This window comes from Halorubrum kocurii JCM 14978 (genome assembly GCF_000337355.1).
Lineage (GTDB): Archaea > Halobacteriota > Halobacteria > Halobacteriales > Haloferacaceae > Halorubrum > Halorubrum kocurii.
In genome coordinates this window covers 22768-48193 of sequence record NZ_AOJH01000076.1, presented here as the reverse complement: position 1 = coordinate 48193, position 25426 = coordinate 22768, and the positions used below count along the sequence as shown (strand labels likewise).

The window sequence follows — 25426 nt, the reverse complement described above, 5'->3', positions numbered from 1 at the left end:
CGCTCCTTCCACTCCGTCTCCCCGTGGCTCCCGGCAGTCCCGTTACTCCGAGTTGAAGTAGAGCAGCAGCAGCGCCGCGGCGAGGACGAGCAGCGGGACAGCGAGGAACGAGGTCGCCGTCGGCGGGCTAAACGAGCGTCCGACCTGATGAACGCCCAGCGTGAGGCCGACGAGCACGACGCCGACCCCCGCGCTGGCGGCGACGTGAGCGATCTCCGGCGGCTGAACCGCGCCGGTTCGGAGCTCGACCGCCAGCGTGTAGCCGTACTCCAGGAAGTCCCACGCCAGCAGCGCCGCCACCATCGCGGCGAACGCCGCAAGCGGCATAACGCCGTATACGGTCGCGGCGACGATCGATATCGCGCTCGACAGGAACACGAGGTTTCGGTAGACGAGCCAGTCCCCCGGTCCCTGGGCGATCGTTTCCGCGTAGACCCGTACCAGCACGAGCGACGCGGCGGTGACGGCAGCGAGAGCGGCCACGCCTCCGAGGACGAGCGCTGGAAGCACTCCGACCAGTTCGCGGACGAGCGAGGGCGGCACCGCCGCCGCCAGCAACTCGGCTTCGACCGCCGGGCGATACAGCGGTGAGCCGGCCTGAACCCCCAACGCGACCGCGGCGACGACGCCGGCGGACGAGAGGGTCGGTCCGAGAACGCGCTCGGACCGGTCGTGCCGCCGGCGAGCCCACTCGGCGAGAGCGACGACAAGCCGGATCGCAACCAGTGCGGCCATCGCGGCGATCAGCGCGATCAGCGCCGTCTCCGTGGTCACGGCCTCACCGAACGCGTCGCTCGCCGCGAGCAGATCGGCGAGTCCGGAGTCCTGCTCGGTCGGAACGAGCTTGCCGCCGATCAACTGCAGGAAGCTCAGGGCGATCAGGCCGATCAGCGACGCCGAGACCGCAGTCGAGAGACGGTCGCTGTCCCCGGTCGACTCGGTCTCGGTGTCAGATTCGGCGTCCGCGGCGAGTTCGGCGGGATCCCGCGCGTCGACCGACTCCAGCGGCGTCGTGGTCAGTCGCCCGACACTCCGGAGGAGGGTGACGGCGAGCGCCGCCACCAGCGCCCACGCGAGCAGCACCACGAAGCTGGTCAGGCCCTGGTCGGCGGCGGCCGCGCCGACGACGATCCGGTCGAACGCGGCGCCAAGATCTGTTTCGCCGACCGCCTGGGACACCGCGAAGAGGGTCCCCGATGCCGTCGCGAACAGCGCGGCCACGCGAAGCGACGCGACCAGCGCGGCGCGGACGTTCGGAGTCGTCGCGGTGCGCGTCGCGCTTCCGAACAGGAGCGACAGCGCGACGGTGCCCGTGAGCCCGGCAAGCGCACCGGCGGCGAGTGGCGTGCGTCGCACCGCGGCGGGATCCGCGGCCGCGGCCGCGACGTCCACATGACCGACGGTCGCCAGCGCGATGCCGACGCCGACAAAGGGAGTGGTGGCGAGATAGGTGAAGGGGGTGAGCCGGGCGGAGGCAGTACCTGCGGCGAGCAGCCCGACGCCGACCGTCGCGGCGAACGTCGCGGCACCCGCCACGACCGGGTTTATCAGTGTAAGCGGAAGCAGGACGGCGAGCAGCCCGACGCCGACACCGAGGGCCGTCATTATTCTGGTCGGGTGGCGTTCCGCCCTCATACTGCCCTCCCGAATCGGTGTTCCAGGGCGATCCGAATCGGCTCCGTCGTGTCCCAGTCGAACACCGTTACGCCGTTTCGTCGCAAATCGTCGATACGGAGCGCCCGGTCAGCAAGCAGGATCCGCTGTCCGTCCGTTTCGGCGCGGGGCTGTCGCGGCGAGAGGACGACGACGCTCTTGCCGTGTGCTCGGAGTCGCGTCGCGAGGTCGACGAACTCGTCGTCCACGACCGGCGAGATGAGCGTGAACTGCGTGTGATTCGGAGTCACGTCCGCGACCTCGTCGGCGGTTGCGGTCGGATCCGGTCGCTCCGTGCCGGCACCGTCGAGGCCCTCGAACAGCCGTCGAAGCGAGAGCCGATGCTCGTCGCCGGTCGACGGCCGGATGACATCCCGACTGTCCCCGAACGTTGTCAGGCCGACGCGGTGGTGGGCTCCGAGCAGCATCTCGGCCACCATCTCGGCGGCGTAGGTCGCGTACTCGGCGTGCGTGAGGCCGTCGGCGGCGTAGGACACGTCCGTGCCGGGACTGCGGTCCACCACGAGTTGAACCGTCGCGGCCTTCGATTCGCGGTAGGTTACGGTCGTGAGGTCTCCGCTTCGAGCGAGCCGACGCCAGTCAATACGGTTCGCCGGGTCCGTCGAGTGGTACTCACGCGTCGAGTGGAACTCGACGCCAGCGCCGCCGCGCGCGGTGTCGAGCATCCCCGAAACGAGGCTCGCGCGGTTGTCCAGCGCGTACGTCTCGGGGTGGACCCGGCAGTCCATCGTCGTCTCGACCGCGTCGGTGCGGCGAGCGCGTCGCGATCCGCTCAGATTCCGTGCGATGAGCGTCGTCGGTTCGAACTCGAAGGATCCGCGCCGCGTCCGAACCGCGTACTCGAACGAGGCCGACTCGCCGGGCGCGAGCGAGAGTCCGGACCGCGGGGAGCCGTCGACGACGGAGAGCGCCCCGGGGACGCCGTCAACCACTCGAAGGTCGGGGACGTTTCGTTCGCCCTCGTTGCGGACCGTGAGCATGACCGTCACCTTCCTGCCGGGTAGCGGGCGTTCCGTCTCCAACTCGCGCTCGCAGACCAACTCCGGCGGGTCTAACGTCGTCAGCCGGTCGTACAGCGCGAAGCCGACCACCGGCACCGCGAGCAGGAGCGTCGCGCCGGTCCCGGTTGCCGCGCCGACCGCCACCGCGAGCAACCCGACGACCGCGAGACCCTCCGTTCGTCGACTCGTCTCGACGAGCCACTCGTCGGTCATCGCGCCTCCACCTCCCGGCCGGTAGATGGGGCGTCGGGCCCCCCGTCGTCCCGCTCGCGTTCCACATTCCTGGCGCCGTTTAGTTCGCGGGAGAGCCGCTCCAGTTCGCCGGTGGCCGCACGTACACGACGCTCAAACGTCGCCTCCGGGCGAAGCCACGCGCGGAACCGCTCGGCTGCCGTGCGGTCGGGGTCCGCCGCGAACAGCAGTGCTGCGTCGCGGTCGTCGGTCCACGCCCCCGATTCGAGGAGGTCGCGAGCGTCGGACTCCGAACAGCCTTCGAGGCGTGCTAGCGTCGCCACGAGCGTGTCGGTAAGTCCCGGCTCGGACGTGGTCTCGGGGACGGTCGCACCCCGGCGGTAGAGGTCGTGCTCGGCGACGGCCGCGTCGAAGTCGTTCCCAGACATCGCCACCGCGCGATCGCTCTCGTCACGAGGTTCAACCGACACCGGGTCGCGCGGTCGCGCTCGAGTCGACACGCGAGCGAGACCGCCCAACAGGAGCACGACCGCGGCGACCGCGAGCAGACCCGTGTCGACGACGTCGGCGACGTCGACGGCCGTTACGGGATCGAGTACCTCCGGTGGAAGCACGCCGGGTGCGACCGCGAGCACGCCGCCGCCGGCGAGCACGAGGGCCCCGAGCGCGGCGCTCACGGCTCGGATCACTCGTCACCACCCCGCGCCGACCGGAGCGAGTGCTCGGCGTCGGCCACCGTCTCGGCCTCGTCTTGGGAGGGCTCGCGGTGGGCGTACCGGAGTGACCTGAACGCCTCCAGCACGCGGTCGACGTGTCGTTGGGGGAGCCCGAGCGCAGTCGCGCGGTCGGCGATTTCTCGGGGCGTCATCGAGCCGCCGGGCCGCACGACGCCCACCAGCCAGATCCACGCGCGGATCACGACGACTCGCGGGTCGATCCGCGGTTCCTCACCCCCCTCACCGTCAATAGCTGGTCTACCGGCGGCCGACTGCGCGGAACCGGCTGCTTCGGTCTCCGACGCTCCGGCGTGACGGAGACGCCGCCACCACGTTCGGGGACCGACGGCGAGCCACCTCGCGAACGCGACGATGCGTCTCGCGAATCCACGAGCGCGTGTCGCGAGACCGGCCACCGTGGCCGCCAAGAACCGCGGCAGATCGGTAGCCGCTCGATGAGCGGCGGACGCGAGCGCGGCGAGCATCGATCGGACGGTCGACGCCGTGCCGCGTCCGCCGCGGGCGAGCAGCGCCCCTATCCACACCGCTGCGCGGATGACTGCGGAGACGGTCCGGCGCGGAACCCGCGAAAGCCGCTCGACCGCGACGCGGAGGACGCCAGCCGCCTGTCGTCCCGCGGACCGAGGGGTGGTCCATCGGGCCACAGCCACCCAGATACCGAGCGCGATACCGGCGATGGCGGCCCAGGCGCCGACGAGTCCGATCGCACCCTCCGCGACGGCGTCGCCGCGTTCGACGACGTATCCCAACTCGGATCGCGGGACTACCGGGACGGTGACCGCCGCAGTTCCGTTCGCATCCGTCGTCATCTCGCCCGCCTCGGTTGTGACGGTGGCGTCCTCGACTGGCTCACCGCCAGCGGTCGCCGTGAGCGTCACCGACCGACCCGGGACCGGAAGCCCCTCGGTCGCCACGTCGAGGTCCGTGTTCACGTCGAACGTGTCGGCGCCGCGCACCGCTCCGCGCGTCGCCGCCACGTCGACCGTCTCCTCGTAGCCGACCGGGACCGTCGCCGTGCCGTTGCCGTCGGTCTCCGCGACGGCCGCCTCGTCGACGAGTACGTCCAGCCCCTCGACGGGACGGTCGTCGACGAGGACCTCGACGGTCAGATCCCCCCCGACCGCCGGCTCGTTCAGTGCGGTGATGGCGGCGTCGGTCGCGACCGGTGCGGTCGCCTCGCCGCTCGCGTCGCCGCGTTCGACCTCGACGCGAACCTCCTCGGTGTACGGAACGGGAACCGTCGCGGCCCCGTTTCCGTCGGTCGTCGTCTCCGTCTCCCCGGCGGTCACAGTCGCGTTCGGGACCGGCGACCCGTCGATGGTCGCCGTCACGTCGACCTCGTCACCCGGGTGCAGGGGCGTCTCCGCGAACGTCACGTCGATGGCGGTGTTCAGCGAGATACCGGCGTCCGGATCCGACTGCTCGAGCCGAACGAGTCCGGCGGACGCCCCCGAGGCGAACACGCGCTCCGTCGTCTCAACGGACGAGGCATCGTCTCTACCGTCCTCCCCGCCGTCGCCGTGGCGAACGGTGAACACCGTCCCCGTCGGGAGCTCGGAGATCGGGCCGCCGATCTCCACCTGGTCCGGCGAATTCGTACTCCCGATGCTGTTCCCGCTGTCGTCGAACACGCCGTCGCCTTCCGTTTCCTCACCTTCTTGGCCGTCGCTCTCCTCGCCGCCCATTCCGTCGCCTTCTTGGCCGTCGCTCTCCTCTCCGTCGGCCTCTCCACCGTCGCCTTCTTCGCCATCGCTCTCCTCTCCGTCGGCGTCCTCGGTATCCTCGCCGTCGTCGTCAGCGCTGTCTTCGGTTTCGTCCTCGAGCTCGTCCTCGCTCGGATCGCCGGGCGCGGTGTACTCCTCGACGGTCACCTCGAGGTTCTCCGCGTACGGGAGCGTTCCGGTGGCGTTGCCGTCCGCGTCGGTCCGTCCGACCACGTCGCCGTTGTAGCTGACGCGGTGGCCCACCAGCGGGGACCCGCCCCGCGTGACGCGAACCGTTCCCTCCGTACCGGGGGTGGGGTCGGAGAGCAGTTCGACGTCGGCGTCGACGGTCTCCCAGTCATCGTCTTCGTCCTCAGTGGACTGAAGATTCGTCCCGACGGCGTACCGCGCGTTCGCCTCGACGGCGTCGTCCGTGGCCGTCGCGTCGCCGCCGTTCGCACGCACGTCCTCGCGTTCGGGCGGCGTCGGATCCAAGGTCACCCAGCCGACGCCGTCGATGTACACCTCGACCCAGGCGTGGGCCCGGTCAGCGGTGACCTCCTCGACGCCGTCCTCGATCGATGCGCGAGCGTATCCCGTCGCGTAGCGCGCGGGGATGCCCTGCGTGCGCAGCATCTCCGTCATCGACGCCGCGAAGTACACGCAGTACCCCGACTCCATCTCGAAGAGGAACTCGTCGACGACGTCGTCGCCCGGCTCGGGGGTGTCAAGCGAGTACCCGCGCTCGTTTTTGAGCCAGTGGTCGATCGCGACGGCCTTCCCGTAGGGGGTCGACTGTCCGGCGACGATCTCGCCGGTCAGCTCGTGGACCCGATCCGGCGTCTCCTCGCGCGGCGTGCCGTACCGCTCGACGACGTCGGGGTCGTAGTCGTCGCCGGCGCGCTCGAGCTCCTCGTAGCTCCACTCGGGAACGTCGCTGGTGACGGTGAACTCCGTGCCCGCGTCCATTCGAGCGGTCCGATCGAAGGAGCTGTCGCCGTACACGACGACGTCGTCGAGCCCCCCGACGGCGACCGGCTGGTAGGGGGCCGGAACGATGCTCATCGGCGTCTCGGCGGTGACGCGGTATCGCCGTCGGTCCGCGGCGCCGTCGTGCTCGTACGGCGGGTCGTACGCCGACGCGCTCGTTGACCGCTCCCAGCCAGTTCCCGTGTAGGTGTCGTACGTGGCGGCGCGCCAGTACGGCGTTTTGAGGGCGCCGTACCGGAGCATGCCCGTGTCGTCGCCCGACGCGTTCGCGCCGTCCCCGTCGCCCGACGCCGTCGCGCCCTCCGCGCCGCCCGGCGTGTACGGGTCCGCGTCGGAGCCGAGCCGCTCGGCGTCGTCCGCGTCGAAGCGCTCGCCGTCGAACGGCCCGCCGTCCTCCCCTCCCTCGCCGCCATCGGGTCGGTCCTCGGGCGGCTCGTCTCCCTCGGCCTCGTCGAGCGTGGACTCGATCGACTCCGCGACGCCGGAGCCCCCGCCCGTCGCGGACTCCGTCGGACTCCCCAGGTCCGGTTGGATCAGCGGTGCGGCCAGCGCAACCGACGTGAGACAGAGCGCGGCGAGCACCACCGCCACGACGCGCGAACTCATCGAGAATCGGCCGTCGCATCGAACTCGGGAGTGGCGTCGCGTGCTGTCACCGTTTCGAGGATCGTGTGTGTGACTACCATCGATACAGTTCGTCTTGACAGACAGTCATTCTCCGTGATATTTAACTGTTACAGACGACCGCTTCCCCTCAGCGATCGACGGAGCGAACACCCTGACTGAGTAGCGTTGCCGAAAACAAAGTTTCCGCTACACATCAGAAATATGATTTTTCAGCGGGCGGGTAGACGGGGGACGGCCGGCCGCTGCTCCGAGACAACCATACCCGCGTCTCCTGAGACCGGATCTCGCGTCTCGGCGGGTGTCTGTGCGTGACGGTCCACACGCCTCGTACCGGGTTGCTTTTTACCGCCACCCTCGAACTGCCGCCCGTGCTATCGGTCGAGCTACACGCGCACTCCGCGCTGTCCTACGACGGGCGCGACCCGGTCGACCTCCTCTTAGAGCAGGCGGCCGGGGTCGGGCTCGACGCGCTCGCCGTCACGGACCACGACGAGATCGACGCCAGCATCGAGGCGGCCGAGAAGGCCCCCGACTACGGGCTCGTCGGCATCGTCGGCATGGAGGTGACGAGCGCGGCCGGCCACGTCCTCGCGTTCGGCATCGACGAGCGCGTCGAGAGCGGGCTCCCCTTCGACGAGACGCTCGACCGAATCCGCGACCAGGGCGGGATCGCGGTCGTCCCCCATCCCTTCCAGAAGTCCCGCCACGGCGTCGCCGCCCACATCACCGACGAGCAGCTGGCGAGCGCCGACGCCCTCGAGGTGTACAACTCCCGGCTGTTCACCGGTCGCTCGAACCGGCAGGCCGAGAAGTTCGCGATCCGGAACCGGCTCCCGATGACCGCCGGCAGCGACGCCCACATCTCCGAGATGGTCGGACAGGCCGTGACCGAGGTCGGGGCCGACGAGCGCTCGGCCGAGGCGATCCTCGACGGCATCGCCGACGGCCGGACCAGCGTGGTCGGGAAACGGACCCCGTGGCGCGTCTCGCTCCGCCAGTTCGGCGGCGGCGCCAAGCGCCGCGCGCTCCGGGCGCTGGACGCGCTCCGCTGACCGCGATGTCGGCTCCTCGCTCTTCCCCCGACCTGCGCGGCGTGCCGCCCGAGCGCGTCCGCGACGCCCTCCGCGAGCGCGACCCCCTCCCGGGCGGCCGCGGCTTCGCCGGGCGCCTCGCCGACCCGCCCGACCGCGACGGACCGGTCCTCGTCCGGGACGTCCTCGGCCGCCAGCCCCTGTTCGTCGAGCGGGGAGCCGCGAGTTCGGCGACCGCGGATGACCCCACCGACCCCGACGCGTGGAGCTTCGACCGGACCGACCTCGACGACCCGGAACCCGTCCCGGCCGGCGCCGTCGCCTCGAGTGCGGGGACCGAGCGCGTCTGGTCGCTCTCGGACGGCGGGCCGGTCGACCGGGAGTCCGGACAGGCCGCGGTCGACGAGGCGCTCGACGCCGCGCTCGGGGAGACCGAAGCGGGAGGCGACGGAACCGACCTCGCGGTGGCCTTCTCCGGCGGCGTCGACTCCGGCGTCGTCGCCGCCGCGGTCCCGGACGCGCCGTGTTACGTCGCCGGCTTCGAGGGGTGTCACGACGTCGCGGCCGCCCGCGAGGCCGCCGCGGTGATGGAGCTGGACCTCCGCGTCGTGGAGATCACCCACGACGACCTCGTGCGCGCGGTCCGCGAGGTCGACGCGGCGACCGGTCGGCGCAACCCGATGGACGCCGCGATCGCGGTGCCGCTGTACCTCACGGCGGAGGCGGCCGCGGCCGACGGATTCGGTCGGCTCGCAGTGGGGCAGGGCGCCGACGAGCTGTTCGGCGGCTACAGCAAGGTGGCCGACCCCGTCGGCGACGACCGCGTCGCGGCGGAGACGGTGCGGGGCGCGCGCACCGAGACCGTGCGAACGCTCCCGGGACAGCTCGAACGCGACGTGCTCGCGCTTCGCGCCGCCGGGGTCGAGCCGGTCGCGCCGCTGCTCGACGACCGGATCGTCGCGGCCGCGCTCGCGCTGCCGGGCGACCTGCTCGCGAGCGGCGGCGAGCGCAAGGTCGCGCTCCGCCGGGCGGCGGTCGGGCGCGTGCCGGAATCGGTCCGAACGGCCGACAAGAAGGCGGTCCAGTACGGGACGTACGTCTCGCGGGAACTCGACCGGCTCGCGAGGCGGGCGGGGTTCAAACGGCGTATGGACGACCACGTCGGGCAGTACCTCGACGCGCTGCTGGAGAGGTAGGAGGCGGGGACCGAGCGGCGCGAAAACGGCCCGTGAGGGCCGATGCTGACCAAGCTGCCGTATGGAGTACCAGTCCTACGGCCGACGCCCGATCGATCGGGCGTCTACTGACGGATAACGGGGACCGATATAAAATTCAGGGAGTAGCGACAAATATGACAGTCGCGACCCGCGAACGAATGACGTTCGGACACAAATCGCGGGGATTCGGCCCGAACGATCCGATCGGAACCGTACAGACGCGCCGGAACCGCACATCCATCCGACCGGGACGGGCCGCGGGGGCAGACGGAGCGGACCGGCGCGGCGGGCGACGCCGGCTCGCGCCCCGCGGTGCGTCACCTGACGAGGTACGGATCGCTGCCGGCGATGAAGCGTCCGAGGTCGCTCTCCCGGCGGAAATCCGTCGATTGGAGCTCGCGGAGCGCGGCGACGAGCCGGTCGCCGTCGTCCCCGGTCCACTCGGCGGGGTCCTTGATCGGGAGGACGAGCCACCCGGAGCCGAGCAGCTCCTCGGCGTGGAGCGCGTCCATGTCGATCTCCGTCTTGTGCGCCCGCGAGGTGTACTGCCGGAGGACGTGGTCGGTCGCGCGGGCGCCGACCGGGAGGAGGACGTGGGCGGCGATCGCCCGGAGCTCCGCGTCGAAGAACCGCTCCATGTCGTCGTACGACGCCGCGTCCGGGGCACCCTCGGGAACGCACATGTGGAGGTACGAGAAGAAGGCCCGGTCGGTGACGATCGGAGCGGCGGTCCGGTCGTCGTCAACCGGGTCGTCCGCTGGGTTGCCGTCCTGCGGGTCGTCCGCTGGGTTGCCGTCCTGCGGGTCGTCCGCTGGGTTGCCGTCCTGCGGGTCGTCGAACCCCGCGATCAGACCTCCCTCGACCAGCGCGGAGAGGAACGCGGTCGACCACGGCTCGCCGGTGAACGGGATCCCGGTCGCCGCGCCGCCGTGGACCCCGGGGTGGTCGCCGACCACGTGGAAGTCGGCGTTGGCGTCGCCGTATCCTGGGACGTACGACTCGCAGTCCGGGCGCATCCCGAACGGGTTCCGCGTTCTGTCCGTGACGTTCTGCACGCCGCGTGATACGCGGCGGACCGGTTATATCCCGTTCGGTCCGGAACGGTCGGCAGTGAGGGCCGAGGGCCGACAACTAGAGACATGAGGACAGCCAACGAGGAACACGAGGGTCGAGAACGAGGCTCATAGGGCTCATCGACGCCCCAACGCGAAGCGCACGAGCCACGGTGAATTCTCATAAGTTATGGAAACGAGCCCCGTCTGTCGCGCCGTCGATATCCCGGGATCGCCGACGCGGCGCAGATATTTCAGGAACGTTAATTAACGATCGGAAACCGCATGACTGCGCCGGGGGCACGACTGGCAACCGGACAGAAGATATTTATATACACCACTGTTCCGGTCGCTCGAAGACCCATGTTCGACCGCATCCGTACGGCGGCCCTCTTCGGGCTGCACCAAGCGACCGTCGCCGCCGGAATCTCGCTGTTTCCGGTGGCCGTCTTCGCTCGTAAGCAACTCGGTATCAACGTCCCCATCGGCCGGCTCGTCGAGACCACCGGCGAGGCGTACGAGGCCACCGACGAGTGATCACGTCGGCGTCGCTGTGAGTGACTCGTTTTCTGTACGTCCCCTCGCGGGGGCGTCGCCGTTTCGGCGCTGACCGAGGTTTATAAAACCACTACGTACTGACAGCACACCGGCCCGAGCGGTCAGTTCGCGCGAGATCGAAAGACCGTCGAGCCGGAAGCGACACCGCCGGTCGGGCGCCGATCCGGGCACCGGCTCAGTTATAAACGGCGTCGAGGCGAGCGCCGACGAATAGACCCGTCGGAACCGGCGGTCGGTCCCCGAAGGGTTGCCTTTATCAGCGCGCCGGGCCAACGAAGGCGTAATGCGAACACCGACAGGCGACCTCTCCGACGGACCGGCCGAGGAGTTAGGCCGCGACCAGCCCGTCTTCGGACCGGAGATCGGCGAGTTCGAACACAGCGAACGCCGCGCGGCGCAGGCCGACGGCGAGGGCGAGATGAAGACCGGGACCACGACCGTTGGCATCAAGACCGCCGACGGCGTCGTGATGGCGACCGACATGCGTGCCTCCCTCGGCGGCATGGTCTCCTCGAAGGACGTCCAGAAGGTCGAGGAGGTCCACCCCCGCGGCGCGCTGACCATCGCCGGCTCCGTCTCCGCCGCCCAGAGCCTCATCTCGACGCTGAAGGCCGAGACGAGCCTCTACGAGACCCGCCGCGGCAAGGACATGACCATGGAGGCGCTGTCGACGCTCACCGGGAACCTCCTCCGCTCCGGCGCGTTCTACATCGTCCAGCCGATCCTCGGCGGCGTCGACGACGAGGGCGCCCACATCTACTCCATCGACGCCCTCGGCGGCACGACCGAGGAGGAGTACACCGTCACCGGCTCCGGCTCTCAGTACGCCCTCGGTGTCCTCGAACAGGAGTACCACGACGACGTGACCGTCGACGAGGCCACCGAGATCGCCGCGAAGGCGATCCAGTCCGCCGTCGAGCGCGACCTCGCGTCCGGTAACGGGATCAACGTCGCCGTCGTCACCGAGGACGGCGTCGACATCAGCCGCTACAAGGACTTCGGCGACCTCCTGTAAGGCGTTCCGGGGGACCTCCCCGACTCCGTTCTGCGGTCTGTTCCGATCCGTACTCCCGTCCCGCGTTACGGCGACAGCCTAGGCGCCGCGGTCTTCGACGGCGTCGGCGTCCGTCGCGTCGGTCGCTTCCGCCGCGCTCTCCACGTCGTTCGGCGACCGGATCCCGTCGCCCCAGTAGAACCGCGGACCGAGGACGAGGTAGCCGACGGCGAGGAACAGCAGCGCGAACGCGAATCCCTCGCCGATCCACGCGGGGAGGAGGGACGTGGCCATGTGGCCGACCGGCGTGAGGATCACGGCCGCCTGCACGACCCCCATCACGAGCGCGTCCTGCGCGTGGAGGTCGGGGTACGTGACCGTCGACCCCATCAGTAGAGCGAACGCGGCGGTCGCCGCGAGGAGCAGCGCGGGAGCGGTGTAGCCGGCGATGACGGCCGCGGCGAGGACCGTGGCCGCCAGCGTCGTCGGCACGCCCACCGTCTCGCGCTCGTCGGCGTCGTAGGCGGTGTACATCCCGAGCCGAGCGACCGCCATCGAGACGAACAGGGCCGCGACGCCGAGGCCGGCGGCGACGAAGACCGGGGCGGCGGCGAACGTCCGCGCCTCGAGGAGGACGAACGCCACGAGCGCGGCGGGCGCGACGCCGAACGAGGCCACGTCAGCCAGCGAGTCGAGGTACGGCCCGGCGTCGGTCGACCCGCGGTGGCGGGCCACGACCCCGTCGAGCCCGTCCGCGACCGCGGCGAGCAGAATGAGGCGGGCCGCAAGCCGGACGTCGACGGCGGCGGCGACGACAGCGAGGAACCCGACCGCCGCGTTCGCCACCGTCACCGCGTCTGCGAGCCCGAGCCGCCCGACGAACCGCAAATGCATACGGGATCGGTCGCCGAGGCGGGGTTTAGGGTTTGTTATCTCCGGAACGCCGCGCCCCCGGAGCGTCCTCACCGACACCACGCTTAATCCCACAGGCGACCAACGAGGGGTATGTCGTCCCCTCGAACCCTCTTAGTACATCCGGAGGACGGAATCGGCCCGCTCGAATCGGCGTTCGACGCCGCCGGGTTCGACGTGACGACGGTCCACACCGCCACCGCGGCAGTCGCCGAAGCGACCACGGCGACGTACGACTACGTCATCAGCGAGCAGGCGCTGCCGGGCGACGACGGCGTCTCGCTGGCGGAGGCGATCGCGGACGCGGACCTCGAGGTCCCCGTCGTGCTGTTCACCGCCGACGACGAGGAGGCCCGCGCGGCCGACGCCCGCGAACGCGGCATCGCGGAAGTCCGCCACAGGAACGGCACCGGGTCGATCGATCGGCTGGTTTCGGACGTCTCGACCCGCTGTACCGACGGCCCCCCGCCTGGCGCGCGGCAGGACGTCTCGGACCACAAGCCGTCCGCAACGGAGATGAAGCGGGCGGTGGCCGAGGCGCCGGTCGGCGTCAGCATCAGCGATCCGGACCTCCCCGACTACCCGCTGGTGTACGCCAACGAGGCGTGGGTCGACCACACGGGGTATCCGATCGAGGAGGCGCTCGGCCGGAACCCGCGGTTCCTCCAAGGGCCGGGAACGGACCCGGAAACCGTCGAGCGGATCGCGAAGGCGGTCGCGGACAACGAGGAGATCACCGTCGAGATCCGCAACTACCGGAAAGACGGCACCCCGTTCTGGAACGAGCTCACGGTCGCGCCGGTGTACGACGACGACGGCGAGATCGCCCACTACGTCGGGTTCCAGAACGACGTGACCGACCGGAAGAACGCGGAGCGGCTCGCCGAGGAGCGCGCCGAGAAGCTCGCGAGCGAGCGACAGGCGCTCGACAGGGTGCTCGGCCGCGTGAACGGACTCCTCAGCGACATCACCCGGATCCTCGTGGAGGGCGAAGACGCCGAGTCGATCGCCGAGCGCGTCTGCGAGGAGATCGCCGCCGAGCAGGGGTACACCGGCGGCTGGATCGCAGAGGTCTCGTCGGCCACCGGTCAGCTTGACATCACCGCCGCAAGCGGCGTCGCGGTCGAGCCGGGAACGTCGATTCCGCTCGACGAAGTCCCGTCGGCGGTCCGGTGTGCCGCGGACGCGAACGAGGCGACGGAGTGCGCCGCGGGGACGGGGGGCGACGGGCGGCTCGCGCCGGGCGCGGTCGGCGGTCGGCGGCTCGTCGTCGCACCGATCACGTACGGGGACCGCCGATACGGGCTGCTCGGGATCTACGGCGACGAGGAGGACCCGCTCGGCCGCCGCGAGCGACGGGTGTGCGAATCCGTCGGAAAGATGATCGCGAACGGGCTCCACTCGGTCGAAACGACCCAGATCCTCACCACCGACCGCGTCGTCGAACTCCGCGTCGGGATCGACGACCCCTCGTTCTCGCTCTCGCAGGTCGCGGCCGCCGTGGGGGGGACGGTCGAGCACCTCGGGACCACGCGGCTCGACGACGACGCCTGCGAGCTGTACGTCCACGTCGAGTCGCCCGAAGCCGGCGTCGACGCCGTCGGCGACCTCCCCTTCGTCGAGGAGGTCCGCTCCGTCTCCGACGACGGCGACGAACACCTCACCGCGGCGGTCACGCTGACGGAGGCGCCGCCCCTGACGCGACTCGCCGAGTACGGGGTGGTCGTGGTGTCGGTCACCGCCCGCCCCGAGGGCGCAGACGTGACGCTCGAAACGCGGCCCGAGCAGGACGTGAGACGGGTGCTCGACGTGTTCCGGTCGGAGTACGAGGGCGTGACGCTCCGGTCGCGGTGCGAGCGGGAGAACCGCGACCGGAGCCTGACCGAGTTCGCGGGCGCCGTGGACGACCGACTCACCGACAGACAGCGGGCGGCGCTGCGGACCGCGGAGCTGAACGGGTACTTCGAGTGGCCCCGCCCGGTCGACGGCTCGGAGATCGCCGAGCAGATGGGGATCACCAGACAGACGTTCCACCAGCACCTCCGGGCGGCAGAGCGCAAGTTGGTCGAGGCGTACGTCAACCCGCGGTCGCGGAACTGAGGCGCCGATCAGCTCGATACCCAATCCCATGTTCACCGCGCGCGACTCCGCCGAGATAGACGCCGACGTCGAATCGGTGTTCGCCTTCCTCGACGACCCCCGCAACCACGCCGCCGTCACGCCCCGACTCGAAGACGTCAGGGACGTCGAGCGGCTCTCGAACGGCGGGAAGCGACTGGCGTACACCTACCGGATGGCCGGCCTCGGAATCGACGGCGAGATCGTCCAGACGGTCCACGAGCCGAACGAACGGATGACCTTCGAGCTCCGCGGCCGGCTGACGGGGACGATCGACCTGACGTTCGAGCCCGCGGACGGCGGGACGAGACTGACCTACGCGGCAGAGTACGACCTCCCGGAAAACGCGCTGACCGCCCTCGGCGAGCCGGTCGTCCGCCGGTTCAACGAGCGGCAGGTCCGGGCGACGCTCGATGCCGTCGCGGAGCGGTTCGCGACCGGCGCCGACTGACGGGCGGCGGGAGAGGTTCACGGCCCGCGCCGGAATCGGCGGAACGAGCCCTCATTCGGGCGAAGTATTAAGAACGGCTTGGCCTAATCTCAGGGTATGGATCCGATCTCCCTCCAATTCGGTTTCGGCTTCGGTCTCGTGAGTGTCGGCCTGCTCTTCCTGCTGCTCGTGGTCGTCACCCTCTGGCAGTCGTTCGAGATCGTCGACGCCTACGAGAAGAAGACGCTCACGGTGTTCGGCGAGTACCGGAAGCTACTGGAACCGGGTATCAACCTCATCCCGCCGTTCGTATCCCGCACGTACGCGTTCGACATGCGGACGCAGACGCTGGACGTTCCCCGCCAGGAGGCGATCACGCGGGACAACTCGCCGGTGACGGCGGACGCGGTCGTCTACATCAAAGTGATGGACGCCAAGAAGGCGTTTCTGGAGGTCGACGACTACAAGAAGGCCGTCTCGAACCTCGCGCAGACGACCCTCCGCGCCGTCCTCGGCGACATGGAGCTCGACGACACGCTGAACAAGCGCCAAGAGATCAACGCGAAGATCCGGAAGGAGCTGGACGAGCCGACAGACGAGTGGGGGATCCGCGTCGAGAGCGTCGAGGTCCGCGAGGTCAACCCCTCGAAGGACGTCCAGCAGGCGATGGAGCAGCAGACCTCCGCCGAGCGCCGCCGCCGCGCGATGATCCTCGAGGCGCAGGGGGAACGCCGCTCCGCGGTCGAGCAGGCGGAGGGGGACAAGCAGTCGAACATCATCCGCGCGCAGGGGGAGAAACAGTCACAGATCCTCGAGGCGCAGGGGGACGCGATCTCGACGGTGCTGCGCGCCCGCTCGGCCGAGTCGATGGGCGAGCGCGCCATCATCGAGCGCGGGATGGAGACCCTAGANNNCCAGCCTCGTCGGCCGCTACGGCAAGGCGCTCTCCGGCTCCGACGTCCAGCAGATGGAGGGGCTGGAGGGACAGGAGTTCGACGCCGACACCCGAAAGATGCTCGGGCTCGACGACATCGACGAGATACTCGGTCAGATCGAGGAGTCGGCGGAGATGGACGTCGAGGAGTTGGAGAAGGAGGCCGAGGCGGTCAAAGCCGGCGCCGGCGCGGACATCAAGTCGGCCGACGAGGTCATCCAAGAGATGGACGAGGAAGCCGTCGACGGCGAGGTGGAGACCGAACGCGAGAGCTGACCCGGGCCTCGTCGACGCCGTCGGTAACGACTTCGTAACCGCCGCCGGGCGCGCGAGACCGTCCAGTACCGCCGAACGAAGTGTTTTTGTCGGGGCGACGACTAGTACGCGCCGTGACAGACGGAATCGACGGACGGAAACGCGAGACGCTCCGGCGGTTCGCCGCCATCGGAGCGGCCGCGCCGTTCGTCGGGGCCGCGAGCGCCGAGTCGGAAGACGAGGGGGGCGACGCGAACGAGACCCGCGAGGCGATCCGCGGGTACGTGCCGACGACGCCCGGCGCCCACTTCTCGAAGCTCCGGGACGACCTCCGGCTCGGCACCGGCGAGGCGCAGTACCACCTCCGGAAGCTGGAGGAGGCGGGCGAGATCGAGTCGACGAAGGACGCCGACTACCGCCGGTACTTCCCCGCCGCCAGGTTCGACGACCTCGACAAGCGCGCGCTCGGGTACCTCCGGCGCGACACGCCCCGCGGGATGGTCCTCGCGCTGCTGCGCGACCCGGCGGCGACGGGCGCGGACCTGGCCGCCGAACTCGGCGTCTCTCGGCCGACGGTGAGCACCGCCGCCGCCGACCTCGAAGCGGCCGGCCTCCTCGACCGGACCGACGGGTACGCGCTCACCGAGCCGGAGCGGCTGCTCACGCTCGTGGTCCGATACGCCGACTCCTTCGACGCCGAGGCGGTCGCATTCGCGGACGACGCGGCGTCGCTGGTCGCGTACGACCCGTAGACCGGCCGCTCACCGGGTCGAATCGCCCCCTTCCGGCCGTTTTCAGGTCGTGACCATCCACGTCGTCCCCGACGAGTACCCCCATTTTTCGACGTCGATGTCGGCGGCCGCGCTGGCGACCGCGCCCATGTTCGCGCCGACCTCCTTCGCCGAGAGGTCGAGCTCGTCGGCGATCAGCCGCGACTTGAAGTACGTCTGATCCGCGGCGTTCTCGCGGAGGTACCGCAGGATACGCGCCTGTTTCGCGGAGAGGCCGGCGGACTCGACGGCGACCGCGTCGGGTTGGACCGTGCTCATACCCGGTACAGGTCGTCTCCCCTCATAAGGCGGTTGGTAGACGGGGTTAACACGCCGCTGTCATGCGGTTTTTCCCCGTGAGCGGGGTCGGACGGGGGGAGACGTGCGTCGGGTTTCGGTACGATCCTCGAACGTCGATCCCCGTCCGGTCGAAAGCGATCCGTGCCGGGTCAGTACAGGTCGGAGACGAACGGGCCGAGAGCGCCCGCGACCGCCGTCGCGAGGGCGTCCGCGCGGTCCACGCGGCCGTTCGTGAGCGCGCCCGCGGCGCCGCCGCGCCTCGCGATTCCCTCCGTGTCGAGGACGTCGTCCATCACGGGGCCGAGCTCCTCGCCGCCGGCGATCCGCGCGGCGACGTCTCTCGGGAGTTCGAGGCTCGGACCCGCGCCGCGACCGACTCGCGACCCGTCCGAGACCGCCGCCCACATGACGAGAAAGACCTCGTCCGCGCCGTCGAACCCCGCGACGCCGCCCTCGATGCCGACCGCGAGATCGTACGTGTCGGGCTCCGCGTCGAGGACGGCCGCGGCCCGGTTCTCCGCGCCGGCGATCGTCTCGGGGTGGCCGGCCGGCTGTTCGCTCACGCCCGACGGGACGGGGACCGACTCGACCGTGACGGCCGTCGGCCCCTCGCCGGACTGGTCGACGAGGTCCGCCCCTCGCGACGACTCGAGGACCTGTTCGACCGCGCGCCGCTTCACCGGGTTGCCGCTGCCGACGCCAACTCGCATACCCGTGGTCGCGCGGCGGGCTACAAATAAACAAGGAGAGAGCCCACGGCTTTAGCCGTGGGGTGAATCCGACAACTGCGGTAACACGTGCGCACTACGCTTTGCTGGATATTCAACTCTCCAATTTATCCAATCCTGCCTCTAGCACTTCGGTGTATGCCTCTGAGAGTCCCAGATCGTTCGCTTCCGCGTAGTCCTTAACTCGGCCACCAAGCGTGTGCGAAATGTCTATGTTAGGACGCATGACAAAAAGACTTTAAGACTAAAAGTATAATAATCTACCGTCGTGAAGCGCACCAATACGTTCGCAGTACAGCCGCTTTCCGAGAACGGAGAGCAGCTGCTACGAGACCTCTTGGACGCTTCCGCCGCTCTCCGGAACGAAGTCAATTATCAGCGCCTCATGCGGTACAACGACGAAGACGGGTTCGAAGGCGACGTGTGGAACGCCGATACAGGCCACCTCGAAGGCAAATATAAAGGCGTACTCGGCGCGTCCACCGCCCAACAGGTGATACGGAAGAACAGCGAGGCGTGGCGCGGGTTCTTCCATTTAAAAACCAGTACCACGACAGCTCAAACACTTCCGTCACGCAAGACCCTGAACCACCGAGGTTCCGTGGAAACGAGGATGACGGCCGTCAGCTCAAGACCGTCATTCGCAACACGTCGTACACCATCGAATGGGGCGACCGCTCCCGACTCGATATACTGGTCGGAAGCGAATTGAAAGATCGATACGAGCATACCGGGCGTCTCCGACTCGAAATCGCTGGCGATCCGAATTGGCCCGACTACGAGAAACAAGGTCGGTTGGACCTGTGGTACGACGAGACTGATCGCACCTTCCGAGCCTCGCAGCCCGTGACTGTTTCTGACGAGATACGGGCAACTCCACTGGCCGATGAAACGGCCGCTCTGGACATTGGTGCGAACAATCTTGTCGCCTGTACCACGACAACCGGGGAACAATATCTGTACCGAGGTCAAGACTTGTTCGCTCGCTTTCGCGAGACGACACGAGAAATCGCCCGGTTACAGTCCAAACTCGAAGACGGCAGATACAGCAGCGAACGTATCCGGCGACTGTATCACAAGCGCACCCGTCGCCGCGATCACGCTCAAGAAGCGTTGTGTCGTGACGTGATCGAACGGGTGTACGCCGACGGTGTCGACACAGTGTATATCGGTGAATTGACTGGCGTGCTGGAGACGCACTGGTTCGTCGAGGTGAACGCCAAGACGCACAATTTCTGGGCGTTCAGGAAATTCGTGGACCGACTGGCTTGTACCGCCGAAGAGTACGGTATTTCGATCGAAGTTCAGTCAGAAGCGTGGACGAGTCAGGAATGTCCGCAGTGTGGGTCGACGGATCGAACCACGCGGCATCAGGATACGCTGACGTGTCCGTGCGGGTTTGAGGGACACGCAGATCTCACGGCGTCACAGACGTTCCTTGAGCGGCAGACCGAGCAAGAAGTCAGGCTGATGGCACGGCCCGTGCGATTCGAGTGGGACGACCACGACTGGTCGGGGCAACCACACCCTCACGACAGTCCCAAAGAAGTGCGCACAGACCGGTGTACCATCGAGACTGATGGGAAAGTTGCCTCTGGGGAGACGGCATAGCCAATATCCCACGAGAGGAATTGCACTGCTTTAGCCGTGGGAGGACGTCAAGAATAGGTCTCGATGTCGGGGTGGAACAGGCCGGCCAGCCGCTCGACGCCGTCGATCAGGGCGGGGCTCGGCTGGTTCAACAGCGAGTCGTCGATCACGTGGACAGGGGCGTCGACGGCCCAGTCGCGGCCCTCGACGCTCGCGGGATCGATCCGGTCCCCGTGACCGCAGACGTGGACGACGACGTGGTCGGGGTCCGCCGCCTCAACGCTCGCGAGGTCGACCTCGCGGGAGCGTTCGCCGGGGTCGACGAACGGGTACCGACCGCCAGCGGCGCGCACGGCGTCGGGCACCCAGTTGCCGGCGGCCATCGGGGGGTCCGACCACTCCTCGCAGTAGACGGTCGGCCGCGGGCGGTCCGCGACCGCGTCGGCGACCCGGTCGAGGCGCGCTCGGGCGTCGGCGGCGAGGCGCTCGCCGGCCTCCGGTCGCCCCACGTCGGCGCCGCGGGCGGCGAAGGTCGCGATCGCCTCGTCGAGCGTCGCGGGCTCGCGGTGGCGGACGGGGAGCCCGCGCTCGCGGCAGTCGTCCGCGAGGTCGGCCTGTAACCCGTCGCTGGTGAGGACGGCGTCGGGGTCGAGAGCGGCGACGCGGTCGAGGTCGGGGTTCAGCCACCCGCCGACGGGAGCGGGGGAGTCCGTCCCGTGCGCGGCGCCCGCGTCCGCCGGGGGATCGCAGTGGTGAGTGACGCCGACGAGCGCCTCGGCGGCGCCGATCGCGGCCACGGTCGCCGTCGCGCTCGGCGCCAGCGAGACGACGCGGAGATCGGTCATGGAGAACGGATCGCGCGCCGCCGGCCCAAGCGTTTCGGTCCTCGTGCTCGATCTCCGAAAACACGTGATAGATCGTGTCCTTTCGTCGGGTTTCCGGCGACACGTTCCGGTCGTTTTAAGTTCGGTTCCGCCGTCTATCGGACAAGATCGCTCTCGGACCGTGTTCAGTTACCGAGAGGGGGTTTAGCCATGAGTGAACGAATACACACGCGGGGGAGTCGCTCCCGAACAGAGACCGACGAGACGGAATCGGAACAGACCGACGAGACGCTGAACTGTCCGGAGTGCGGCGGGAACGTCATCAACGACGAGGAGCACGGCGAGAGCGTCTGCGCCGACTGCGGGCTCGTCGTCGAGGCGGACTCGGTCGACCGCGGGCCGGAGTGGCGCGCGTTCGACTCCCGCGAGAAGGACGAGAAGAGCCGCGTCGGCGCCCCGACGACGAACACGATGCACGACAAGGGGCTCTCGACGAACATCGACTGGCGCGACAAGGACGCGTACGGCCGGTCGCTCGGCGCGCGCCAGCGCCAGAAGATGCAGCGGCTCCGCAAGTGGAACGAGCGGTTCCGCACCCGCGACTCGAAGGAGCGCAACCTGAAGCAGGCGCTCGGCGAGATCGACCGGATGGCCAGCGCGCAGGGCCTCCCGGACAACGTCCGCGAGACCGCCTCGGTCATCTACCGCCGCGCGCTCGACGAGGACCTGCTCCCCGGCCGCTCCATCGAGGGCGTCTCCACCTCCTGCGTGTACGCCGCCGCCCGGATGGCCGGCGTCCCCCGCTCGCTCGACGAGATCGCCGACGTCTCCCGCGTGGAGAAGGCCGAGATCGCCCGCACGTACCGCTACGTCGTCCGCGAGCTCAAGCTCGAAGTGAAGCCGGCCGACCCCGAGCAGTACGTCCCGCGGTTCGCCTCCGACCTGGAGCTCTCCGAGGAGTCCGAGATGCGCGCGAAGAGCCTCCTCCGCAACGCCAAGGAGAAGGGCGTCCACTCCGGCAAGTCGCCGGTCGGCCTCGCGGCCGCCGCCGTCTACGCCGCCGCGCTCCTCACCAACGAGAAGACGACGCAGGCCGCGGTCTCGGAGGTCGCCGACATCAGCGAGGTCACCATCCGGAACCGGTACCACGAGCTGTTAGAGGCCGAGGACGGCCTCGTCGCCTGAGCCGCCCCGCGCTTTTCGACGCCTTCCGCTTCCCGCCGGACGCACACAGCTAAGTCCCCGGCCGCGGAACGCCCGCGTATGTTCGAGGAGTTCGTCCTGACCGCGAGCACGGCCGACCTCTCGGAGGAGCCGCGCGCCCGCGAGGACGCCGACGCCGTGGAGTTCCGGATGGACCTCGCCAGCGACCCCCTCGCCCAGCTCGACGCGTACGACGGCGAGCTCCCGCTGCTCGTCACGAACCGGGCATCGTGGGAGGGCGGCGAGGCCGACGACCTCGCCCGCTTCGACGCGCTCTCGACCGCGCTCGGGTACGACGCGGTCGCCGCGGTCGACATCGAACTGGCCGCCCTCCGCGGGAACGCGCCCGAGGGCGAGCGGTCGCACGCAACCGCGCTCCGCGACGCGGCCCGCGAGGAGAGCGTCGACGTGGTCGTCTCGGTCCACGACTTCGAGTCCACGCCGGAGTCCGCCGCGCTCGTCGACCTGCTCGCCGACGCCGCGAGCGAGGGCGACGTGGGGAAGCTGGCGACGACCGCCACCGCGCCGGCGGACGCGCTCGCGATGATCGAGGCGACCCACGAGGCGACCGCCGCCGGCCACCGCGTCGCGACGATGTGCATGGGCGAGCCCGGCCGCCACACTCGTGCGGTCACCCCGATCTACGGTTCGAAGATCGGTTACGCGCCCGTCGATCCCGCGAACGCGACCGCACCCGGACAGTACCCGCTCGCGACGCTCAGAGACCTCGTCGACGGGCTGCGGGAAGGCGACGCAGGCGAGTGACTATTTATAAGTGAACGACCGCAGCTGCGGCGACTGTTTATACGTGAATACGGTGTGGTGGCGCGTGCCGACGAGCGCCCCTTGGGCGCGAGTCGCACGCGCGAGGGAGTCGGGCGCGACGAGGGCGACCGAAGGGAGCCCGAAGACGCGCCCGACGAGGCTGGGGAGGCGTGAGGTGCGGTTGCTGTGCTGGCGGGGCGGGGTTCAAAGGGGCAGCCGGGAGGACGAAGACGCGCGACGTAAGCACCGCAGTGAGTGAGCGGAGCGAACGAACGAGGAGCGCAGCGAGCGCATCGAGTCCTCCCGGCTGGGGCTTTGGAGGTGTTCGCCGCCGATCCGTAGTCAACCACTTATGAGCGAGTAGCTGGGTCTTAAGAGGTGTTCGCCGCCGATCCGTAGTCAACCACTTATGAGCGAGTAGCTGGGTCTTAAGAGGTGTTCGCGGCGATACCATCAGAGACGGTTTATAAGTCATCAGCAGGGCCGCCGACCGACTCACGATAAACCGCGTAAAGAGCCAAACCGCTTTACGAGCGCCCCTGTAAGGGGGAGTAATGGCGACGTGCGACGTGTGTGGGGAGTACGAGAACCTCCCGTATCAGTGTAAACGGTGCGGCCAGACGTTCTGCGCCGACCACCGCCTGCCCGAGAACCACAACTGTCCGGGCCTCGCCGAGTGGGACGACCCCGGCGGCGTCTTCGACAGCGGGTTCGACGAGAGCGTCGACGCGGGCGGGTCGGGGAGTTCGGGCGGGTCGGGCTCCGGCTCATCGGCCGGCGTCACGGGCCGCATCAAGCGACGGATCGACCGCGAGACCAGCACGGGGGGGGTCGTCAGCTACCTCCGCGGGAACGCGACGTACGCCCTGCTGGCGGCGATGTGGATCACCTTCCTCGCGCAGTGGGCCGTGACGCTCACCCTCGGCGACGCCGCCCACAGCCAGATCTTCGTCCTCCGATCGGACGCGCTCGGAAACGTCTGGACGTGGGTGACCTCAGTGCTGTCGCACTCGCGGGTCGGGCTGTTCCACATCATCGGCAACAGCATCGTGATCCTGTTCTTCGGCCCCCTCGTCGAGCGCGCGGTCGGCTCCCGGCGCTTCGTGGCGTTCTTCTTCGGCGCGGGGATCCTCGCCGGCCTCGGCCACGTCCTGTTCGCGATCGCGACCGGCGCGCCGACGGTCGGCGTGCTCGGCGCCAGCGGCGCCGGCTTCGCGATCCTCGGCGTGCTCACCGTCTGGCGGCCGAACATGCAGGTGCTCCTCTTCTTCGTGATCCCCATGAAGATCAAGTACCTGACGTGGGGGATCGCGCTCGTCTCGGCCGTGCTCGTGATCCAGACCGGCACGGGCGGCGTCGGCGGCATCGCGCATCTCGCGCACCTGATCGGCTTCGCGATCGGGCTCGCGTACGGCAAGCGCAACGAGAGCCTCGCGCGGTCCGCGGGCGGCCCTGGCGGGATACAGATGGGCGGCGCGAGGGGACCTGGCGGCCCCAGAGGACCGGGCGGCCCCGGCGGTCGATTCTGAATGACGCCCGCGGGCGACCCCTCGCGCGGCGGCCCGAACGACCTCGCGCACCCCGAGTTCCTCCCCGACCCCGCGCTCTCCCGGACCGAGATGCAGTCGCTCCAGCGCGAGCTGGCGGCGACGGCGACGTTCGCGGACGACCACGGGATCGACCCGGAGGCGGTCGCGAGCGAGGAACCGGCGGACCTCACGGACGGGCTGCCGGACGCGCGCCGGGAGACGGCGCCGGACGGGGACCAGGAGACGCTGCCGGGCACGGGCCCGGACGCCGGCGAGTCGGCGTCCCCGGTCGTCGTCGGCGTCGACCAGGCGTTTCTGACGCCCGACGACGGTGAGGACCGCGCCGTCTCCGCCGCGGTCGCGATCCGCGACGGCGAGGTGATCGAGTACGCGAGCGCGACCACGCCGCTCTCGATCCCCTACGTCCCGGGGCTGCTCGCGTTCCGCGAGGGAGAGCCGATGCTGGCGGCGCTGGACGCCCTCGAAGCGGAGCCCGACCTGTTGGTCTGTGACGGCTCCGGTCGGATCCACTTCCGGGAGGCCGGCGTCGCGACCCACGTCGGGGTCCTGCTGGACGTGCCGAGCGTCGGCGTCGCGAAGAGCCTGCTGTGCGGTAAGCCCGACGAGCCGACCGCCGAGCGGCCGGCGGGGTGGCGAACGCCGATCCGGGCGGACGATGCTGTGGAGACGGCGGCCTCGGACTCCGAGACCGTCATCGGTCACGCCTACCAGTCGCGACAGTACCCGAACAGCCGGCGCGTGAACCCGCTGTACGTGAGCCCCGGCCACCGCGTGTCACCCGGGACGACCGTCGAGTTCGTCGAGGCGCTGTGCGCGGGCTACAAGCTCCCGGAGCCGACCCGGATCGCAGACGCGTACGCCGACGCCGCGAAGCGAGACGCGACCTGAGAGCGGGAGGGACCGCGACGCGGGGAGGGCGGTTGCGGCCGAATGATGTGTGAGCAATTGCCACGGTCAGGCGGTTTAAATATCATGGACTGCGAACGCGGAGACATGGGAGACGAGGAGACCGAGGGCCCGATGACTGCAGAGGAGTTCCGCTCGCTGCGCGACGGACTGGTCCGCCAGAGCTCCGGCGGCGGGACGACCGTTTATAAGAACGCCGCCGGCGTCGGCTGTCCGAACCCCGACTGCGACCGCGGCGTCTTTCAGACGCTGTTCGTCAGCGACCACGGCTGGCAGCAGATCGGCGCGACCCGCGACGGGATCGACCTCTGCCTCTGTAACACCGAGTCGAAGCGGCTCGTGTTCATCCACGACGAGTGAGCGCA

General features: G+C 69.5%; 21 protein-coding genes and 2 pseudogenes. 14 read left to right on the top strand and 9 right to left on the bottom strand.

Annotated features, from left to right (window positions below):
• Window positions 1–42: 42 nt before the first annotated feature.
• The 4 genes from C468_RS12080 to C468_RS12065 are packed head-to-tail and all read right to left on the bottom strand — an operon-like array spanning window position 43 to window position 6903.
• Window positions 43–1605 carry a DUF7519 family protein gene (locus C468_RS12080; protein ID WP_008849180.1) on the bottom strand — a complete coding sequence of 521 codons (1563 nt, stop codon included), beginning with the start codon at window positions 1603–1605 and terminating at the stop codon, window positions 43–45.
• A 26-nt stretch (window positions 1606–1631) separates the two neighbouring features.
• Window positions 1632–2888: a DUF58 domain-containing protein gene (locus C468_RS12075; RefSeq protein ID WP_008849179.1), complete on the bottom strand. Its 1257-nt coding sequence runs from the start codon at window positions 2886–2888 to the stop codon at window positions 1632–1634.
• Window positions 2885–3544, bottom strand: a complete 660-nt coding sequence (locus C468_RS12070) for a DUF7269 family protein (RefSeq protein ID WP_241431007.1) — start codon at window positions 3542–3544, stop codon at window positions 2885–2887. The genes C468_RS12075 and C468_RS12070 overlap by 4 nt, the downstream gene beginning before the upstream one ends.
• An 8-nt stretch (window positions 3545–3552) precedes the next feature.
• A complete protein-coding gene (locus tag C468_RS12065; protein ID WP_008849177.1) occupies window positions 3553–6903 on the bottom strand; it encodes a transglutaminaseTgpA domain-containing protein in 3351 nt (1116 codons plus the stop codon).
• 389 nt (window positions 6904–7292) lie between these two features.
• Here C468_RS12065 and C468_RS12060 point away from each other — a divergent pair, with 389 nt between their 5' ends.
• Window positions 7293–7976, top strand: a complete 684-nt coding sequence (locus C468_RS12060) for a PHP domain-containing protein (RefSeq protein WP_008849176.1) — start codon at window positions 7293–7295, stop codon at window positions 7974–7976.
• A 5-nt stretch (window positions 7977–7981) separates the two neighbouring features.
• Window positions 7982–9151 (top strand): asparagine synthase C-terminal domain-containing protein, encoded by a 1170-nt coding sequence (locus C468_RS12055; RefSeq protein WP_049912206.1) that lies wholly within the window; start codon window positions 7982–7984, stop codon window positions 9149–9151.
• 338 nt (window positions 9152–9489) lie between these two features.
• Here C468_RS12055 and C468_RS12050 read toward each other — a convergent pair whose 3' ends face one another.
• Window positions 9490–10227 carry a uracil-DNA glycosylase family protein gene (locus C468_RS12050; RefSeq protein ID WP_008849174.1) on the bottom strand — a complete coding sequence of 246 codons (738 nt, stop codon included), beginning with the start codon at window positions 10225–10227 and terminating at the stop codon, window positions 9490–9492.
• A 360-nt stretch (window positions 10228–10587) separates the two neighbouring features.
• Here C468_RS12050 and C468_RS18690 point away from each other — a divergent pair, with 360 nt between their 5' ends.
• Window positions 10588–10761 carry a hypothetical protein gene (locus C468_RS18690; RefSeq protein WP_008849173.1) on the top strand — a complete coding sequence of 58 codons (174 nt, stop codon included), beginning with the start codon at window positions 10588–10590 and terminating at the stop codon, window positions 10759–10761.
• 304 nt (window positions 10762–11065) lie between these two features.
• On the top strand, window positions 11066–11797 hold the full coding sequence (gene psmB, locus C468_RS12045) for an archaeal proteasome endopeptidase complex subunit beta (protein ID WP_008849172.1): 732 nt from the start codon (window positions 11066–11068) through the stop codon (window positions 11795–11797).
• 78 nt (window positions 11798–11875) lie between these two features.
• Here psmB and C468_RS12040 read toward each other — a convergent pair whose 3' ends face one another.
• On the bottom strand, window positions 11876–12670 hold the full coding sequence (locus C468_RS12040) for a protein sorting system archaetidylserine synthase (protein WP_049912205.1): 795 nt from the start codon (window positions 12668–12670) through the stop codon (window positions 11876–11878).
• 111 nt (window positions 12671–12781) lie between these two features.
• On the opposite strand from C468_RS12040, the gene C468_RS12035 reads away from it, so the two are divergent.
• From C468_RS12035 to C468_RS12020, 4 genes and pseudogenes are all read left to right on the top strand, one after another.
• Window positions 12782–14788, top strand: a complete 2007-nt coding sequence (locus C468_RS12035) for a bacterio-opsin activator domain-containing protein (RefSeq protein WP_008849170.1) — start codon at window positions 12782–12784, stop codon at window positions 14786–14788.
• Between the two features lie 28 nt (window positions 14789–14816).
• The gene (locus tag C468_RS12030; RefSeq protein ID WP_008849169.1) at window positions 14817–15257 is read left to right on the top strand and encodes an SRPBCC family protein; all 441 of its coding nucleotides are present in this window, start codon (window positions 14817–14819) and stop codon (window positions 15255–15257) included.
• Window positions 15258–15353: 96 nt separating this feature from the next.
• A pseudogene (locus tag C468_RS12025) lies at window positions 15354–16446 on the top strand (SPFH domain-containing protein).
• A 113-nt stretch (window positions 16447–16559) separates the two neighbouring features.
• Complete coding sequence (locus C468_RS12020) at window positions 16560–17177, top strand: winged helix-turn-helix transcriptional regulator (RefSeq protein ID WP_008849167.1); 618 nt, start codon at window positions 16560–16562, stop codon at window positions 17175–17177.
• A 42-nt stretch (window positions 17178–17219) separates the two neighbouring features.
• On the opposite strand, the gene C468_RS12015 is transcribed toward C468_RS12020, so the two are convergent.
• Together C468_RS12015 and C468_RS12010 are read right to left on the bottom strand one after the other, a co-directional pair.
• A complete protein-coding gene (locus C468_RS12015) occupies window positions 17220–17474 on the bottom strand; it encodes a DUF7123 family protein (protein ID WP_008849166.1) in 255 nt (84 codons plus the stop codon).
• Between the two features lie 170 nt (window positions 17475–17644).
• A complete protein-coding gene (locus tag C468_RS12010; protein WP_008849165.1) occupies window positions 17645–18205 on the bottom strand; it encodes a DUF84 family protein in 561 nt (186 codons plus the stop codon).
• Window positions 18206–18491: 286 nt separating this feature from the next.
• Between C468_RS12010 and C468_RS12005 the strand changes: the two are divergent.
• Window positions 18492–19834, top strand: a pseudogene (locus C468_RS12005) (RNA-guided endonuclease InsQ/TnpB family protein).
• A gap of 47 nt (window positions 19835–19881) precedes the next feature.
• Here the strand turns inward: C468_RS12005 and C468_RS12000 are convergent.
• A complete protein-coding gene (locus tag C468_RS12000; RefSeq protein ID WP_008849162.1) occupies window positions 19882–20658 on the bottom strand; it encodes a cobalamin-binding protein in 777 nt (258 codons plus the stop codon).
• 189 nt (window positions 20659–20847) lie between these two features.
• Here C468_RS12000 and C468_RS11995 point away from each other — a divergent pair, with 189 nt between their 5' ends.
• From C468_RS11995 to C468_RS11975, 5 genes are all read left to right on the top strand, one after another.
• On the top strand, window positions 20848–21822 hold the full coding sequence (locus C468_RS11995) for a transcription initiation factor IIB (RefSeq protein WP_008849161.1): 975 nt from the start codon (window positions 20848–20850) through the stop codon (window positions 21820–21822).
• A 78-nt stretch (window positions 21823–21900) separates the two neighbouring features.
• On the top strand, window positions 21901–22605 hold the full coding sequence (locus C468_RS11990) for a type I 3-dehydroquinate dehydratase (protein ID WP_008849160.1): 705 nt from the start codon (window positions 21901–21903) through the stop codon (window positions 22603–22605).
• 554 nt (window positions 22606–23159) lie between these two features.
• On the top strand, window positions 23160–24134 hold the full coding sequence (locus C468_RS11985; RefSeq protein WP_008849159.1) for a rhomboid family intramembrane serine protease: 975 nt from the start codon (window positions 23160–23162) through the stop codon (window positions 24132–24134).
• Window positions 24135–25043: an endonuclease V gene (locus C468_RS11980; RefSeq protein WP_008849158.1), complete on the top strand. Its 909-nt coding sequence runs from the start codon at window positions 24135–24137 to the stop codon at window positions 25041–25043.
• Window positions 25044–25148: 105 nt separating this feature from the next.
• On the top strand, window positions 25149–25421 hold the full coding sequence (locus tag C468_RS11975; protein ID WP_049912204.1) for a DUF7385 family protein: 273 nt from the start codon (window positions 25149–25151) through the stop codon (window positions 25419–25421).
• Window positions 25422–25426: the final 5 nt, after the last annotated feature.